The organism is Flavobacterium circumlabens, assembly GCF_004345565.1.
GTDB lineage: Bacteria > Bacteroidota > Bacteroidia > Flavobacteriales > Flavobacteriaceae > Flavobacterium > Flavobacterium circumlabens.
The window spans coordinates 95,892-112,818 of the sequence record NZ_SLWA01000001.1; the positions used below are offsets into that span (position 1 = coordinate 95,892).

The following is a 16,927-nucleotide window of genomic DNA, read 5'->3' on the forward strand; positions in this document are numbered from 1 at the left end:
TTGTCTGCTGTCGTTGGGGTTCCTAGTGTAACTCCCGTTGCAGTACATGAATTGGCATCTGTTGTTTTTGTAACATTCGAAGGACAAGTGATTGTTGGTTTTTGGGTATCGGTTATCGTTACGGTCTGGGTACATGTTTGGGTGTTTCCTGAATTATCCGTAACAGTCCACGTTACCGTTGTTACTCCGATTGGGTATGAAGTCGGTGCGTTATTGGTTACCGAAGCAACTCCACAATTGTCTGCTGTCGTTGGGGTTCCTAGTGTAACTCCCGTTGCAGTACATGAATTGGCATCTGTTGTTTTTGTAACATTCGAAGGACAAGTGATTGTCGGTTTTTGGGTATCGGTTACGGTTACAGTCTGGGTACACGTTTGGGTGTTTCCTGAATTATCCGTAACAGTCCACGTTACCGTTGTCACTCCGATTGGGTATGAGGTCGGTGCGTTATTCGTAACCGAAGCCACTCCACAATTGTCTGCTGTCGTTGGGGTTCCTAAAACAACTCCCGTTGCAGTACATGAATTGGCATCTGTTGTTTTTGTAACATTCGAAGGACAAGTGATTGTCGGTTTTTGGGTATCTGATACAACAGCAACAACATTACTGGTAATTGTACACATTCCAGCATTAGTCGCAATCACATAATAACCTGTACCTGCAGAAAGACCTGACCAGGTAAGGCCAGATCCTGTTCCTGCTTTTACTGCCTGAACAGCGGTATTCGCTGAATTGTATAATTGATAATTTACATTATTAACTGACGTTGTGGATGTAATAGTCCCTCCTGATGCAGGAATACAGATGGTACTTCCTGTTAGGGAAAGCGCTACTGGTAATGGCTTAGGGGTTGTTGAAACACTTGCCGAATTATTGGCCGAATTACTATCTACTGTAGAATTTGGTAATGCTGCCGTATTGTTATAAACTCCGGTAGCGTTTACTTTTGCGGTAATTTTTAATGTTCGGCTAACTCCTCCATCAACATCTCCAATACTCCATACCCCGGTTGTTGAATTATAATTTCCAATTGAGGCTACTGAACTTACATAAGTATATCCCGTAGGAAGCAAATCGTTTATAGAAACGCCTGTGGCATTATTAACCCCTAAATTGCTTAAAGTAACTGTAAATTCTACATTAGAGCCTACACATGGTGTTGCATTATCAACCGTTTTTGTAACTCCCAAATCTGTACATAAAGTAACTGAAACCGGTTTAGACTGCGTTTGAACACCACAGGCTAAAGTGGAAGCTACTGCATAAGAACCTGTTTTGGTAGCTATATATGTATCTGAATTTGCACCAGAAATTGCTGTGCCATTATAATACCATTGATAGGGTGCAAAACCGGAAGGAGTTGTTAGCGTTGCTGTGTTATTAGTACATCCTCCTCCAGAAACATACGCCATAGTAGGATCGTCAGGCAGAGCAGCAAAACTCGAGAAAAATCCTGCCATTGAGAATCCTCCTGCTTGTTGTACTATCGAAACGGTAAGTTTAGCATTACTTGCAATAGAAAGTACTTCCGGACTTCCAATTTGCACACTATTAAAGTTTATTAAATACCAGCCTGTTGAACCTATCTGATAACGGGCTGCAACACCAGAGATACTTGCAATATTAGTACCATTTACTGTTACAACTTCGGTAGCACTTCGTAAAAGGATGTACCCAAAATAATCTAAATTATTTGAAGCATAATTTTTAAATTTGGTTGTTTCTATAAAATTAGATCCTCCACATTCTGATACTGGTGCAATTGTTGAAATATCAACTTCACAATTTTGTGCAGTCCCTGAATAAACCGCAACCCTCTTATCGGCAACAATATGAGATGCCGTAAAACTTGTGCCGGGAACACCATTTACAAAAGTATAAAACTTCCCTGCCTGTGCCAGAGTCTGAGTAGTTGTAGATATAAGTGCTCCGGTAGCTGAATAACCTTCTATTGTTACCTTTGTATCATCTTTTGTAGCTACTACAGTGGTCTGTTCTGCTGTATTATTTCCCGTTCCTCGTTCCAGAAAATATTCAGTTCCCAAAACGGATTCAGGAGGAATTTGATTAAAAGCGCCATCTCCACAACCACCCGGTACATCTATAGCAGCCGATGTATTCATCACTGATGGATTTGAAGATTCTACTAAAGTTCCCATTGGAGCCTTAAACAAATAACTTTGTCCCGCATTTAATGTCGCTTTAACAACGTTATCTATCTTTACAGATGTATTATCAACGGTAGCCATAATACTATAGATTGGCCTTTGATCTCCAAAGGTGCTAAAAGTTCCCAATGAACCATCTCTGTAATAACCTATTCGAAAACGGACTCCAATCCCTGCATCTCCAAAGCTTGTAAGTGCTGCATTTCCTTTTATATTAGCATCAACATTATCACCATTGGAATAATCATCCGAAGCAATATTTCGTAGATTTATAGCTACTGGTCCATCTGCAGTTACAATTAATCCCGCACCTGTAAGTACAGTGTCTAAGGCATTCATTGGAAGATTTTTTGCTAAAAGCGGAAATCTGTAAACAGCCGGCGTCCCTTTTTTAGCCTTCAGTGAAGTTATAAAAGTGCCATCACTTTTCGCTACCGTTATATTTATTTCTGCAACAGAATTTGTTGCGATTACAATTTCATTCGCTTTACTAAAGTACTGCCAGGGTGCCGGCGCGATATAATGTTTTGTATAAAACTGAGCAGAAGCATTAAAATTTATAAAAAAGAAAAAAACTAAAAATGAGATTAATTTAAATAAACTAATCTTTTTAAAAGTAAAATTACGCATAGACAACTATTATTTGTGAAATAGAAATATCAGAAACCAAATAAACTAACTTAGTTTTCAAAATATAGAACACATACGATAAAAGGGAAGAATTGGTTTCTAAAAATCCAACAAAAGTCGTTTCAGAATTTTTAGTAGAATAACATCGCATGTGGACCATAAGGTTAAATAGTTTCAAGACTAAATAATACTGTCTAGGATTAAATTAGTAGTTTTGGTGCCGCGAAAATATGTAAAGTGCTCAATACTAAATACATTCGTCGACAAACTACCCATAAAGTCGTTGAAATACACCTTTTGTGAGTCGATATTCACATTTAAATAGCGAAAAAGTAATGATTTGATAACCAAAGGCTCAAAAACTATTAAAATATTGCTGATATTTGACATTCTTACATATTTATCCGACAAAAACGTAAATTTTTTTCAAAAAAATAAAACTCAATATAAAATACAAATAATTAGCTATCAACATGTTAATTATTTAAAAGTAGACAAATACTTACTTTTGAAAAATAATTATGTTTGAGATAAAAATTAATAATTCTTATAAAAAGGGAAGAATGAATTTTAAAAATTTAAGGTAAGATAAAACATAGAATTAACCTTACTGCAGAAATTTAATATTGCGTTTTAGACCATCAAACTTTGTTCTTTTGATAGGGGAATTCTTAAAGACTGCCCGAAAAGTTTCTTCAGTAATTTCAATCCAGTCTTTCTTTGAGAAAGAAAGCAATTCGGGATTTGGATTAAATAAGGGTTCTGCATGAGGTTTTGAGAACCGGTTCCATGGACAAACATCCTGGCAGGTATCGCAGCCAAAAGCCCACTCATCAAATTTTCCCTTCATTTCTGTTGGGATATTTTCTTTAAGTTCAATCGTATAATAAGAAATACATTTACTTCCGTCTACAACATAGGGAGCAACTATTGCCTGTGTCGGACAGGCATCAATGCAAGCCGTACAGGAACCGCAATGATCTGTTGTGGCAAAGTCGTATTCTAAATCCAAATCCAGAATAAGTTCGGCTATAAAATAAAACGATCCTACTTTTTGAGTCAGCAGATTACTGTTTTTACCAATCCATCCTAAACCACTTTTTGCTGCCCAGGCCTTATCAAGAACGGGCGCTGAGTCAACAAATGCACGACCGGAAACCTCACCTATATTTTCCTGTATGGAGAAAAGAAACTCTTTTAGTTTGTCTTTTATAACAGTATGGTAATCTTGTCCGTAAGCATATTTTGAAATTTTGAAACTCTCCTGATTTTGAGTTTCTCCGGGAAAGTAATTAAGCAAAAGCGAGACGACACTTTTTGCATCATCAACCAACAATGTTGGATCTAATCTTTTATCAAAATGGTTTTCCATGTAAGCCATCTGACCATTTCTGTTATTTTTCAGCCAGTTTTCCAATCGAGGGGCTTCTTGTTCCAGAAATCCTGCTTTTGATATCCCACAGGATAAAAACCCAAGTCTTTTGGCTTCTGCTTTTATAAATTTAGAATATGTTTCTTTAGAATTAATCATTATCTCCTGTAAAAAATGACTTTAACACCTACAGGTTTTAAAGTGATTAACGGATTAAAATCAACCGTATTTTCAACCGAAACAACTTTGTAGTTTTTAACAATATGAGAAATTGCCAGACACATCTCATAAATAGCAAATCCTGCACCGATACACATTCTGGGTCCGGCTCCAAAAGGATAAAAATATTGCATAGAATGTTTTCTTTGTTCTCCGAGAAATCGCTCCGGATTAAACGCATCCGGATTTTCCCAATATTTAGGATTTCTGTGCAGCTCATAGAAAGAGACTCCAATCAAGGTTCCTCTTTTTATATTGAATTGTCCAAGGTTGTCGTCCTGTACATTTTGGCGATCTGTAATCCAGGCCGGGGGATAGAGGCGCATAGACTCATTTAAAACAGCATTTGTATAAGTCATTTTCTGAAGCTGTTCTACAACATCGTCCGTTTCTGACTGAATTTTTATAATTTCATCCAATACCTTTTGCTGAACAGCGGAATCATTTCCTAAAAGATGCAGTGTAAAAGTAAGCGCATTTGCTGTCGTCTCATGTCCGGCGATAAAAAGAATTTTAATTTCATCTATCAATTGACCTATAGACATGCCCTCTCCACTATCCTCGTATCGTGTTTCCAGAAGCATATTCAGCAAATCATTAACTTCATTCTTTGAAGTAATTCTTTCTTCGATAATTTCCTGAATTATGCTGTTATTTTCCGCGGCAAGTTCCAGATGTTTTTTTACCTGACCACTTAGCGAGAACCACCAGGCTTTATGCGGAAGTCTGATTTCCTTGATTAAAAAGTTTTGTACTTCTTCAATAATAAATTTAATCCGATTCAATTTCTCTTCCGCTATAGAAAACTGAAATAATGATTTAGCCACCACATTAAAAGCCAGTTCACTCATTAGAGGAAAAAGATCAACAACACTTTCTTCTACTAAACCATTTAGCTCCAAAACGATCGTTTGCTGCATATTCTCAACCAGCTGATTCATCTTTTGTTTATGAAAGGCAGGTTGAATAAGTCGTCTTTGTTTTAACCAAAAATCGCCATCAACAGTTAAAAGTCCTTTCCCTAAATATTTCGAAAGATAAACAGACTGAAATTTAGACTTATGATAATTCTTTTGATTCTTCTGTAATATATATTGGGCAACGTCATTATCCCTGGATAAAATGATATGTTTTGTTCTTCCAATTCTAATAGAAAAGGAATCACCCAATTTATCAAAATACCTTCTGTGAAACGGGATAGGATTTTTACGAACCCCTTCAGAATCCAAAAAAAATCGGGATATTGAAAGTTTTGCAGGATAATTATATTTATTATTCTCAGACATTTTGAATGAATTAAAACAGTCCTCCCTGAATATTTGTATTTATTTTTCCTAAGTGTTTATAAGCCTTGTCTGTTACCTCACGCCCACGGGGTGTACGCATAATAAAACCTTCCTGAATCAGGAAAGGCTCATAGACTTCTTCGATGGTTTCGCTGCTTTCAGAGACAGCAGTTGCCAAAGTAGACAATCCAACTGGTCCGCCCTTGAACTTATTAATAATAGTAAGCAGAATTTTATTGTCCATTTCATCAAGTCCATGCGCATCTACATTAAGTGCTTTCAAAGCATAACGCGCAATTTCTAAATCAATGGTACCATTTCCTTTTATTTGTGCAAAATCACGAACTCTTCTTAATAAAGCATTGGCAATACGAGGTGTTCCGCGACTTCTTCCTGCAATTTCAATAGCAGCATCCAAAGAAATGGGCATTTTTAGAATAGAAGAACTTCTTTCCACAATAGTCGTTAAAAGTTCGGTGGTATAATATTGTAAACGGGATGAAATTCCGAAACGCGCACGCATAGGTGCAGTCAATAATCCGGAACGGGTTGTTGCTCCAATTAAGGTAAAAGGATTTAAATTGATCTGAACTGTTCTGGCATTTGGGCCGGATTCGATCATAATATCAATTTTGAAATCTTCCATTGCCGAATATAAATACTCTTCCACAATGGGGCTCAAACGATGAATCTCATCGATGAACAGAACATCCCTTTCATCCAGATTGGTAAGTAAACCTGCCAAATCCCCTGGTTTGTCTAAAACAGGGCCTGAAGTAATTTTAATTCCAACTTCAAGTTCATTTGCTAAAATATTAGCTAAAGTTGTTTTCCCCAGTCCGGGAGGCCCGTGAAAAAGGGTATGATCAAGTGCTTCGCCACGCTGATTGGCCGCAGCCACAAAAACTTTTAAATTCTCTAAAACTTGATCCTGCCCTGCAAAATCATCAAATGACAGCGGACGCAATTTTTTTTCAAGATCTAATTCTTCTGGATTATATCCGTTTGTAGTGGGATCTAGGTTCTCATTCATTTTACAAAGATAGATAAAGTAATCAGTTTGTAAAACAGTTAAATTCTAAATAAAAAAATGAAAATTCCAATATCTTAAATTCCAAATTTCAATGCTATGATGAACATGGCTGGAATTTGAAATTTAAGATATTGAAATTTATAGCTAAAAAAAAGACTGTCGTTTCGGACAGTCTTTTAAAATATTTTTAGTGGTGTAAAACTTCTTCACCTTCTTTCATTGGTACATTTTGCGGTACAAAATCAACGTCGTGATTTGGGTTACTGTAGTCATACGGCCAACGGTATACATGAGGAATCTCACCTGGCCAGTTCCCGTGGATATGTTCTACCGGAGTTGTCCATTCTAATGTTGTAGATTTCCATGGATTCTGTACTGCTTTCTTACCGTAGAAAATACTACTAAAGAAGTTGTACAAAAATACTAATTGGAAAGCACCTCCTACAAGAGCAAATGTTGTAATTAAAACATTTACATTTTGTAAATCATCAAATAATGGGAAGTTTGTATTTGTATAATAACGTCTTGGCAAACCAGCTAATCCGATAAAGTGCATTGGGAAGAAAACTCCGTAAGCACAAACTGCTGTTACCCAAAAGTGAATATAACCTAAGTTTTTGTTTAACATTCTTCCGTACATTTTAGGGAACCAGTGGTAAATACCAGCAAACATTCCGTAAAGTGCAGAGATACCCATTACTAAGTGAAAGTGAGCAATAACAAAGTATGTATCGTGAACGTTAATATCCAGTGTACTATCTCCTAAGATGATTCCGGTTAAACCTCCAGTGATGAAAGTAGAAACCATTCCGATAGAAAATAACATTGCAGGGTTGAATTGTAAGTTACCTTTCCATAAAGTTGTAATCCAGTTAAACGCTTTTACAGCAGAAGGAATTGCAATCAATAATGTTGTAAAGGTAAATACAGATCCCAAGAAAGGATTCATACCCGAAATAAACATATGGTGACCCCAAACAATTGTAGATAAAAAGGCAATTGCAAGAACTGACATAATCATCGCTCTATATCCAAAAATTGGTTTACGAGAGTTCGTAGCCATAATTTCAGAAACAAGTCCCATCGCTGGTAAGATTACGATATAAACTTCAGGGTGTCCTAAGAACCAGAATAAGTGTTCAAACAAAACCGGAGAACCACCTTGGTAATGTAAAACCTCTCCTGCAATATAAATATCAGACAAGAAGAATGAAGTACCAAAACTTCTATCGAAAATCAATAATAATGCAGCTGATAATAAAACCGGAAACGAGATAACACCAATAATAGCTGTTACGAAAAATGTCCAGATTGTTAATGGAAGTCTGGTCATAGACATTCCTTTAGTTCTTAAGTTAATAACTGTTACAATGTAGTTTAATGATCCCATTAATGAAGATGCAATAAATATAGCCATTGAAACTAACCATAAAGTCATACCTGTTCCTGATCCCGGAATTGCCTGTGGCAATGCACTTAAAGGAGGATAAATTGTCCAACCTGCAGATGCTGGTCCAGCTTCAACAAATAAAGAAGACAACATAATTACAGCAGACAGGAAAAATAACCAGTACGAAATCATATTCATGAATCCGGAAGCCATATCTCGCGCTCCAATCTGAAGTGGAATAAGTAAATTACTAAAAGTTCCGCTCAAACCGGCTGTAAGTACAAAGAATACCATTATAGTACCGTGAATTGTAACTAAAGCCAGATAAATATCATTAGCCATTACACCATCGGGTGCAAATTTATCCCCTAATAAAACATTAAATATTTTAAAAGATTCTTCAGGCCATGCTAATTGCATTCTAAAAAGTAATGACATTACAATACCAATAATCCCCATGATGATACCAGTAATCAAGTACTGCTTAGCAATCATTTTGTGATCAATACTAAATATATATTTGGTAATGAAAGTGTCTTTATGGTGATGTTCGTGCTCGTGATCGTGTTCGTGTCCGTGATCGTGTGCTTCTGCTGACATATATGTATACTTTAAATTTTCTTAATAAATATTATTTCATAGCCACTTTAGCTACAACAGCTTTAACGGTATCAATAACTGCTTTTACTGTATCTTTAGCTGTACTATCTGTAGTTGGTGCTTTTACTCCCTCAGCAGGTTTTTCAGCAGCAGCTGCAGCCTTAATATCCTGAGTTAACGTAGTTTTTTCGCTTAACCATTTTTTATAATCTTCCGGAGAATCAACAACTACTTTCATTTGCATGTTGTAATGAGAAGCTCCACAAATTTTATTACATAATAATAAATAATCAAATGTATAAGGATCTAAAGATGTTCCGCCTTTAGCAACCAACTCTACACTTTTTTCAGCTCTAAGTTTATTGATGTTTGCCACCTTTTCAATCATAAATGGCAACTCTCTGTATTCAGCAGTTGTGTAAGTTGGAATAAAAGCAAACTCAGTAACCATCCCGGGAACACAGTTCATTTGTGCTCTAAAGTGAGGCATGTAAGCAGAGTGCAATACATCCTGAGAACGCATTTTGAAATGTATTTTTTTACCTTTTGGGATATGCAATTCTGAAACTACGATATCATCCTGAGCATTAGGATCTGACATGTCAACTCCTAATGTATTAACACCTTCAATTAAACGAACATTGGCTTTTCCAAGAACATTGTCTTGTCCGGCATATCTTGCAGTCCATTTAAATTGTTGCGCATATAATTCTATTTCGATAACATCTTCATCTTTATCAACGAACATAATATTGTTCCATGCATATAATCCGTAAAGAATTAAACAAGCCAAAACAACAGATGGAATAATACTCCAGATTGCTTCTAATTTGCTGCTATCAGCAAAGAATAGCGCTTTTCTGTCTTTATGACCTCTATTTTTAAAAGAAAACCAGTATAATAAACCTTGCGTAATAAATTGTACTACAAAAATTAAAACCCAGGTAATATTCATCAAATTATCTACTAAAAGACCATGCTCTGACGCCGGAGTATGAAGTGCTAAACCACCCCATTTTAGTAAGCCGTAAATCGTGAATATATATATGAATGCCAGAAAGCCGAACATAATATATCCCTGAATATTATTATCATTATCTGATGCAACCTGAGAATCGTCCGAAGAAGACCCCACTTGAGTAAGATCAAATATCTTGGTCAATTGCCATAATGCAACTGCTAATAAAACTAAAACTATAATTACCAACAAACTTGTCATCTGTTTACTTCTTTAAATATTAATAATGAAAATGTTTACTTTCTTCAATGAAAGGATTTCTTTTTGCTAACAAAGGAGCTTTAGTTAATGCAGTAAACACTACAAAAATAAACAAACCTAAGAAGAAAAGTATAGATGCAATTTCAGGAATTCCAATAAACCATTTATCTCCAACTGTACCAGGCATAATCATATTAAAGAAATCTACATAGTGACCTAATAAGATAACAATACCAGCCATTACAATAACCCAGCTAAGACGTTTAAAGTCTGTATTGATTAATATTAATAATGGGAAAACAAAGTTCATAACTACAGCTCCAAAGAATGGTAAGTTATACAACTGAATTCTTGTTATAAAATAGGTTACTTCTTCAGGAATATTAGCATACCAGATCAACATAAATTGAGAGAACCATAAATAAGTCCAGAAAACACTTATACCAAACATAAATTTAGCTAAATCATGTATATGGCTTGTATTCACATATTCTAAATATCCTTTTGACTTTAAGTACACAGTAACTAATGCTATAGTAGTAATACCACTTACAAAGAAAGAAGCAAATACATACCATCCGAACAAAGTACTGAACCAGTGTGGGTCAATAGACATAATCCAATCCCAGGACATAATAGATTCAGATACAATAAAGAATACTAAGAACCCAGCAGTTAACTTGAAGTTCTTTTTGTAGTATAGATCATCCTTAGCATCATCCTGAGCCAAACAATTTTTTCTGGATTGATAACGATATAAGTTCCATCCTATTAAAAATATAGCAGCTCTGATAATCCAGAAATAAAAATTTAAATAACCCGCTTTACCAGCAATAATTTCATCATAATTTGCACTTGTAGGATCTGTAATTCCTTTGTCTAACCATACAAATATGTGATTAAAATGTAATCCACAAAGAATTAATATGATAAAGAAAATAACAGAACCAACTGGCAAATAAGCTGTGATTCCCTGCATAACTCTAAACAAAACCGGAGACCAACCTGCCTGGGCAACTTGTTGAATAGCATAAAATGCTAAAGTTCCCATAGAAAGCAGTAAGAAAAAAATACAGGCAACATATAAGGCAGACCAAGGCTTATTTTGCAATTGGTGCAATACATGTTCTAAATGTTTTTCATGCTCATCGGCAACACTTACTTTTGCATGCTCACCACCTTCGTGTGATTCATGAGAAGCTTCTGCAGCTTCATGATGACCTGCTTCTTTGTGAGAAGCCCCAGCAGTAGCTTCATGCGCCGCACCATGAGAACCATGTGCATCTGCAGCTAGTATTTTTTCAACTTCTTGAATATCTTTAGGCGCACTTAAAAAACCATATCCAATTCCTAATATACCAACGGCCATTAGGATGATAGAAAAAGTTTTTAATTTACTTGAAAATGTATACATATCTATTACGATCAGTTTGTTCAACAATTATAATTGGCTTTTTAGTTTTAGAACATAGTCAGCAACTAACCAACGTTCGTGGGCACTTAATTGATTTGCATGTGAACCCATTGCATTTAAACCATAAGTTTCAACGTGAAAGATACTTCCTTCAGTGATTTCTCTGTCTTTGTAGCTAGGTACTCCAAGAAATTTTTCTCTTTCAACCAATTTACCTTTACCGTTTCCAGCTGCACCATGGCAACTGATACAATAAATTTCGAAAAGTTCTTTTCCTTTGCCTGAGTTTCTCTCGATAGAATCCAAAGGTGATTTTAGATTAGCTTTAGCCAATTCATAACCAGCAGTTGAATTTTCATATTCATAAGGCTCAAAACCTCTGTTAATAGTTCCTTCTACAGGAAGCTGTCCTTCTTTTCCTCCTTTAAATATTTTTGCCTCTGAATAGGTTTCATAACCTACAGACTCATACATATTAGGGAAATACTGATAGTTTGGTGCCGAATTATTGTGGCAAGATGAAACTAAAATAGTTATACCAACTAAAAGTGTTATTTTATATATCCTTTTCATAGCTACAATTAATTCTTTTCAATTACTTTAACTTCAACTGCTCCTGTACCTTCGAAGAAAGAAACTAGTTCTGCCTCGTTATCGTTTACGGCAACTTCCATTAAAAAATGGTCATCTGTTGTTCTTACATCAGGATTTTCAGCTTCTTTAAACGGCCATAATCTACTTCTCATATAAAAAGTGATTACCATTAAGTGAGCAGCAAAAAACACAGTCATTTCAAACATAATTGGCACGAATGCAGGCATATTCTGAATGAAACTGAAACTTGGTTTTCCACCAATATCCTGTGGCCAGTCATGAATCATAATGTAACTCATCATGGTTGTCGCAACAGAGATACCAACACATCCATACAAAAATGCACAAATTGCTAATCTTGTTGGTGCTAATCCCATAGCTTTATCCAATCCGTGAACTGGGAATGGAGTAAAAACTTCTTCAATATGATGATGCGCAGCTCTGGTTTTCTTTACTGCATCCATCAAAATATCATCGTCATTATAAATGGCGTATATTACTTTATTACTCATGATGTGAATCTTTATTTGCTCTTTCTCTAATGTAATTATCTCCTGTTCCTTTCAAAATTGTTTTTACCTCCGCCTGAGCAATTACAGGGAATGTTCTTGAGTACAATAAAAACAATACGAAAAAGAAACCAATTGTTCCGATGAAAATTCCAATGTCAACAAATGTTGGTGAGAACATTGTCCATGAAGACGGAAGATAATCTCTATGTAAAGAAGTAACGATAATTACGAATCTTTCGAACCACATTCCGATGTTTACTACAATCGAAATAATAAATGAGAACATGATACTTGTTCTTAATTTCTTGAACCACATAAATTGTGGAGAGAAAACGTTACAAGTCATCATTGACCAATATGCCCACCAGTAAGGTCCGGTAGCTCTGTTTAAGAAAGCATATTGCTCGTATTCTACACCTGAATACCAAGCCACGAATAACTCAGTGATATAAGCAACACCAACAATAGAACCCGTAATCATAATTACAATGTTCATCAATTCGATATGTTGAAGTGTGATATAAGCTTCAAGGTTAGAAACTTTTCTCATGATAATCAACAATGTATTTACCATTGCAAATCCTGAGAATACCGCTCCGGCAACGAAGTACGGAGGGAAAATTGTTGTATGCCATCCCGGAATTACAGAAGTAGCAAAGTCCATCGATACAATAGTATGCACAGAAAGTACAAGTGGAGTAGCTAAACCTGCAAGTACTAAAGATACTTCTTCAAAACGTTGCCAGTCTTTTGCTCTACCGCTCCATCCAAAACTCAGGATCGAATATACTCTTTTATTGAAAGGTGTTATTGCTCTGTCACGCAGCATTGCAAAGTCAGGTAGTAAACCAGTCCACCAGAAAACCAGTGACACTGAAAGATACGTTGAAATTGCGAATACGTCCCAAAGTAGCGGTGAGTTAAAGTTTACCCATAAAGATCCAAACTGATTTGGAATAGGTAAAACCCAGTATGCTAACCATGGACGGCCCATGTGAATAATTGGAAATAAACCTGCCTGAACTACTGAGAAAATAGTCATAGCTTCTGCAGAACGGTTAATAGCCATTCTCCAACGCTGACGGAAAAGTAATAATACCGCAGAGATCAATGTTCCTGCGTGACCAATACCTACCCACCAAACGAAGTTAGTGATATCCCAGGCCCAACCAACTGTTTTATTTAATCCCCATGTTCCGATACCGGTAGATACAGTGTAAATAATACAACCCAGTCCCCAAAGGAAGGCCGTTAATGCGATTGAAAATACAATCCACCAATGTTTATTTGCTTTACCTTCAACAGGCGCAGCTACATCTACTGTTACGTCGTGATAAGATTTATCACCTATAACTAAAGGTTTTCTAATGGGTGCTTCGTAATGAGACGACATAATCCTTTATATTGTTTCTTAATTAATAATTCTTTGTACTACGTATTTCTAACTTTAACATGGTAAACCACATTAGGTTTTGTTCCAACATGCTCTAACAAATGGTATGATCTTTCATCAGCAGCTAATTTAGCCACTTTACTTTCTTTATCATTAACATCTCCAAATATCATTGCTCCAGAAGAACAAGCGCTGGAACAAGCTGTCTGGAATTCACCATCAACAACCGGACGTCCTTCATTTTTCGCTTTCAATTTTGTAGCTTGTGTCATTTGAATACACATAGAACATTTTTCCATAACACCACGAGAACGAACATTTACGTCTGGATTTAATACCATACGACCTAAATCATCATTCATGTGATAATCGAACTCACTGTTTTTGTTATACAAGAACCAGTTAAAACGACGTACTTTATACGGACAGTTGTTTGCACAATAACGAGTACCAACACATCTGTTGTATGCCATATGGTTTTGACCCTCACGACCGTGAGAGGTTGCAGCAACCGGACAAACTGTTTCACAAGGTGCGTGATTACAGTGTTGACACATTACTGGCTGGAAAGCAACCTGAGGATTATCTCCCGCTTTTTCCATTTCATTAAAAGTAGACAATGAACTAGATAAACCAGCAATATTCTCTTTTCTTTCATTATCAACTTCAAAAGTACTTTCAGAAGAATAATATCTGTCAATACGCAACCAGTGCATATCGCGGCTTCTTCTTACTTCAGCTTTCCCTACGACAGGTACATTGTTTTCAGCATGACAAGCAATAACACATGCTCCACATCCTGTACAAGCATTTAAGTCAATTGAAAGATTAAAGTGATGTCCTGTAGAACGATCAAATGACTCCCATAAATCAACCGTTGTAGCTTCTACTTCCTGGTGATCCAAAGACACCATTGGTTGTGGATTCCAATGTTCAGCATCTTTAGAATTAAATACTTCAAGAGTAGTTTCCTTAATAATATCTCCTCTACCCATTAAAGTTTTCTGACCCTGAACACAAGCAAACTCGTGTACTCCATTTGCTTTCACAATAGAAGAAACAGCCTGAACACTATTAAAGTTTTTATATAAAGCGTAAGCATTTAAACCTACCTGCATTTCTTCTTTCAAAGCAGCTTTACGACCGTAACCAACAGCTAAACCAAGTGTACCAACAGCTTGTCCTGGCTGAACAATTACCGGCACGTTTTCTAACTTAGTACCATCAGCTATTGTAATAGTAGCATAACTACCATTTAAACCTCCGTTAGCAACAATTTCATTTGTTAAACCCAATTTCTTAGCATCAGCATTCGAAACAGTAACATAGTTATCCCATGATACTCTTGTGATTGGATCCGGAAACTCTTGCAACCAAGGGTTGTTTGCTTGTTGTCCGTCACCTAAACCTGTTTTAGTATATAATACTAATTCGAAATCACCAGCTGATTTTGATTTTGAAACTGCGTTTGCAGCAGCAGCATAATCAACAGCTCCACCTGCCAATGCAGCTGATCCAGCTACAAAAACACCATCATGTAAAACTTTATTCCATGAAGAACCTACAGTAATACCAGCAGCATTAGCTTTGATATAATCATAGAAAGTTCCAGGAATTCCGTTTAACGATAATAAAACGTCTTGAAATTGTTTTGTATTAAATATAGGACGGATAGTTGGTTGTGTTAAACTATAAGTTCCTTTTGTTATCTCAACATCACCCCAAGCCTCTAAATAGTGAGCAACAGGAGCAGCAATCGTAGTAACTGATGCAGTTTCATCTTCTTTTAAAGAAAATGCAACTGATGTTTTTACTTTTTTCAATCCAGCTTCAAAAGAAGCAGAATCCGCTAATGTATAAACCGGGTTAACACCACTCATGATCAAAGTATGAACACTGCCAGCATTCATATCTTTTACCAATTGAGCAACAACCGCATTAGAACCTTTTCTAATCTGTCTTGTTCCAACAGTAGTAAAAGCCTCACTGGCTAATGCCTGGTTGATAGCCAAAACTAACAACTGAGCATTTTTATCTTCAATTCCAGATACTAAAACTCCTTTTGATCCAGCAGCTTTTAATTGCTGAGCAGCTTTAACAGCTTCTGTTTTAAATTTAGCTTCCAAAGAAACCGGAACAGAAGCACCTGCAACGATATTATATATTTGAACCAAAACTTGCTTCTGATCAGCCCCTGTCATAGGAATACGCTTATCAGCAGCAGCTCCGGATAAAGTCATGTTTGATTCAAACTGGAAATGGCGGGACATTTTTCCGTTTTGAGGAATACGTCCTTTTGCATATCCTGAATCATATCCTCCACCTTGCCAGTCTCCTAAGAAATCAGCACCAACAGAAACGATTAAAGATGCTTTTGAAAAATCATAATCAACTAAAGCTCTTTCACCATATACTGTTTGAAATGCATCTAAAGCATCTGAAGAAGATACTGCATCATAAACCACATGCTTAGCATTTGGATTTTTAGCGATAAATTCACCAATCAGTTTTTCAGTAGACGGACTCGCTAAAGTATTAGTCAACAATACAACTTGCCCACCTTTTGCCTTTGCATCAGCAATACTTGATTTAATTTTCAAATCAACAGCAGACCAGCTACTATTTTTTCCATCCAATTTAGGTTCTTTCAAACGCATACTGTCATATAAAGACAGGATAGACGCATGAATTCTCGCATTGGCTGAAAACTTAGCTCCGGAAATAGTATTGTTATCAATTTTAATTGGACGACCTTCACGGGTTTTCACCAAAAGGTTAGCAAAATCAAAACCATCAAAAACAGTAGTTGCATAATAATCAGCAACACCAGGAATGATTTGTTCTGGTTGCAACACATAAGGTATAGACTTGTGAACAGGGCCCTCGCAAGCTGCAAGCGTTACGGCTGCAGTACTAAACCCTACGTACTTTAAAAAGTCACGACGTGAAGTTCCAGATGAAGCTAATGCATCTGCGTTTCCTAAAAATTCATCAGTAGGAATTTCTTCAACAAATTCGTTATTTCTAAGCGCCTCAACAATAGAACTATTTTCTAGTTCCTCAACACTTTTCCAGTATTTTTTGTTTGATGACATTG

At 36.2% G+C, this 16,927-nt stretch carries 11 protein-coding genes; all 11 read right to left on the reverse strand.

Annotated features, from left to right (window positions below; translation table 11 throughout):
• The coding region (locus EV142_RS00395; protein WP_132031641.1) for an HYR domain-containing protein at nt 1-2,798 on the reverse strand (2,798 nt) is incomplete at its 3' end.
• A gap of 607 nt (nt 2,799-3,405) precedes the next feature.
• Complete coding sequence (gene queG, locus EV142_RS00400; protein ID WP_132031643.1) at nt 3,406-4,329, reverse strand: tRNA epoxyqueuosine(34) reductase QueG; 924 nt, start codon at nt 4,327-4,329, stop codon at nt 3,406-3,408.
• Nucleotides 4,329-5,675, reverse strand: a complete 1,347-nt coding sequence (locus EV142_RS00405; protein WP_132031645.1) for a cytochrome P450 — start codon at nt 5,673-5,675, stop codon at nt 4,329-4,331. Before EV142_RS00405 ends, queG begins: the two co-directional genes overlap by 1 nt.
• A 10-nt stretch (nt 5,676-5,685) precedes the next feature.
• Complete coding sequence (gene ruvB, locus EV142_RS00410) at nt 5,686-6,708, reverse strand: Holliday junction branch migration DNA helicase RuvB (RefSeq protein ID WP_132031647.1); 1,023 nt, start codon at nt 6,706-6,708, stop codon at nt 5,686-5,688.
• Between the two features lie 187 nt (nt 6,709-6,895).
• Nucleotides 6,896-8,698: a cytochrome c oxidase subunit I gene (locus EV142_RS00415; protein WP_127337703.1), complete on the reverse strand. Its 1,803-nt coding sequence runs from the start codon at nt 8,696-8,698 to the stop codon at nt 6,896-6,898.
• Nucleotides 8,699-8,729: 31 nt separating this feature from the next.
• Nucleotides 8,730-9,917 (reverse strand): cytochrome c oxidase subunit II, encoded by a 1,188-nt coding sequence (locus tag EV142_RS00420; RefSeq protein ID WP_132031649.1) that lies wholly within the window; start codon nt 9,915-9,917, stop codon nt 8,730-8,732.
• A 19-nt stretch (nt 9,918-9,936) separates the two neighbouring features.
• Nucleotides 9,937-11,331, reverse strand: coding sequence for a cation-translocating P-type ATPase (locus EV142_RS00425; RefSeq protein WP_132031651.1), 1,395 nt, complete (start codon nt 11,329-11,331; stop codon nt 9,937-9,939).
• Nucleotides 11,332-11,358: 27 nt separating this feature from the next.
• A complete protein-coding gene (locus EV142_RS00430; RefSeq protein ID WP_059117857.1) occupies nt 11,359-11,904 on the reverse strand; it encodes a c-type cytochrome in 546 nt (181 codons plus the stop codon).
• 8 nt (nt 11,905-11,912) lie between these two features.
• Nucleotides 11,913-12,437 carry a DUF3341 domain-containing protein gene (locus tag EV142_RS00435; RefSeq protein WP_041516373.1) on the reverse strand — a complete coding sequence of 175 codons (525 nt, stop codon included), beginning with the start codon at nt 12,435-12,437 and terminating at the stop codon, nt 11,913-11,915.
• Complete coding sequence (gene nrfD / locus EV142_RS00440; RefSeq protein WP_132031653.1) at nt 12,430-13,830, reverse strand: NrfD/PsrC family molybdoenzyme membrane anchor subunit; 1,401 nt, start codon at nt 13,828-13,830, stop codon at nt 12,430-12,432. Before nrfD ends, EV142_RS00435 begins: the two co-directional genes overlap by 8 nt.
• A gap of 38 nt (nt 13,831-13,868) precedes the next feature.
• Nucleotides 13,869-16,925, reverse strand: coding sequence for a TAT-variant-translocated molybdopterin oxidoreductase (locus EV142_RS00445; RefSeq protein ID WP_132031655.1), 3,057 nt, complete (start codon nt 16,923-16,925; stop codon nt 13,869-13,871).
• Nucleotides 16,926-16,927 lie beyond the last annotated feature (2 nt).

What these genes read in the sequence shown, in the direction of transcription:
- queG (WP_132031643.1), bottom strand. Translation starts at nt 4,329, where the DNA reads ATGATTAATTCTAAAGAAACATATTCTAAATTTATAAAAGCAGAAGCC.
- EV142_RS00405 (WP_132031645.1), bottom strand. Translation starts at nt 5,675, where the DNA reads ATGTCTGAGAATAATAAATATAATTATCCTGCAAAACTTTCAATATCC.
- ruvB (WP_132031647.1), bottom strand. Translation starts at nt 6,708, where the DNA reads ATGAATGAGAACCTAGATCCCACTACAAACGGATATAATCCAGAAGAA.
- EV142_RS00415 (WP_127337703.1), bottom strand. Translation starts at nt 8,698, where the DNA reads ATGTCAGCAGAAGCACACGATCACGGACACGAACACGATCACGAGCAC.
- EV142_RS00420 (WP_132031649.1), bottom strand. Translation starts at nt 9,917, where the DNA reads ATGACAAGTTTGTTGGTAATTATAGTTTTAGTTTTATTAGCAGTTGCA.
- EV142_RS00425 (WP_132031651.1), bottom strand. Translation starts at nt 11,331, where the DNA reads ATGTATACATTTTCAAGTAAATTAAAAACTTTTTCTATCATCCTAATG.
- EV142_RS00430 (WP_059117857.1), bottom strand. Translation starts at nt 11,904, where the DNA reads ATGAAAAGGATATATAAAATAACACTTTTAGTTGGTATAACTATTTTA.
- EV142_RS00435 (WP_041516373.1), bottom strand. Translation starts at nt 12,437, where the DNA reads ATGAGTAATAAAGTAATATACGCCATTTATAATGACGATGATATTTTG.
- nrfD (WP_132031653.1), bottom strand. Translation starts at nt 13,830, where the DNA reads ATGTCGTCTCATTACGAAGCACCCATTAGAAAACCTTTAGTTATAGGT.
- EV142_RS00445 (WP_132031655.1), bottom strand. Translation starts at nt 16,925, where the DNA reads ATGTCATCAAACAAAAAATACTGGAAAAGTGTTGAGGAACTAGAAAAT.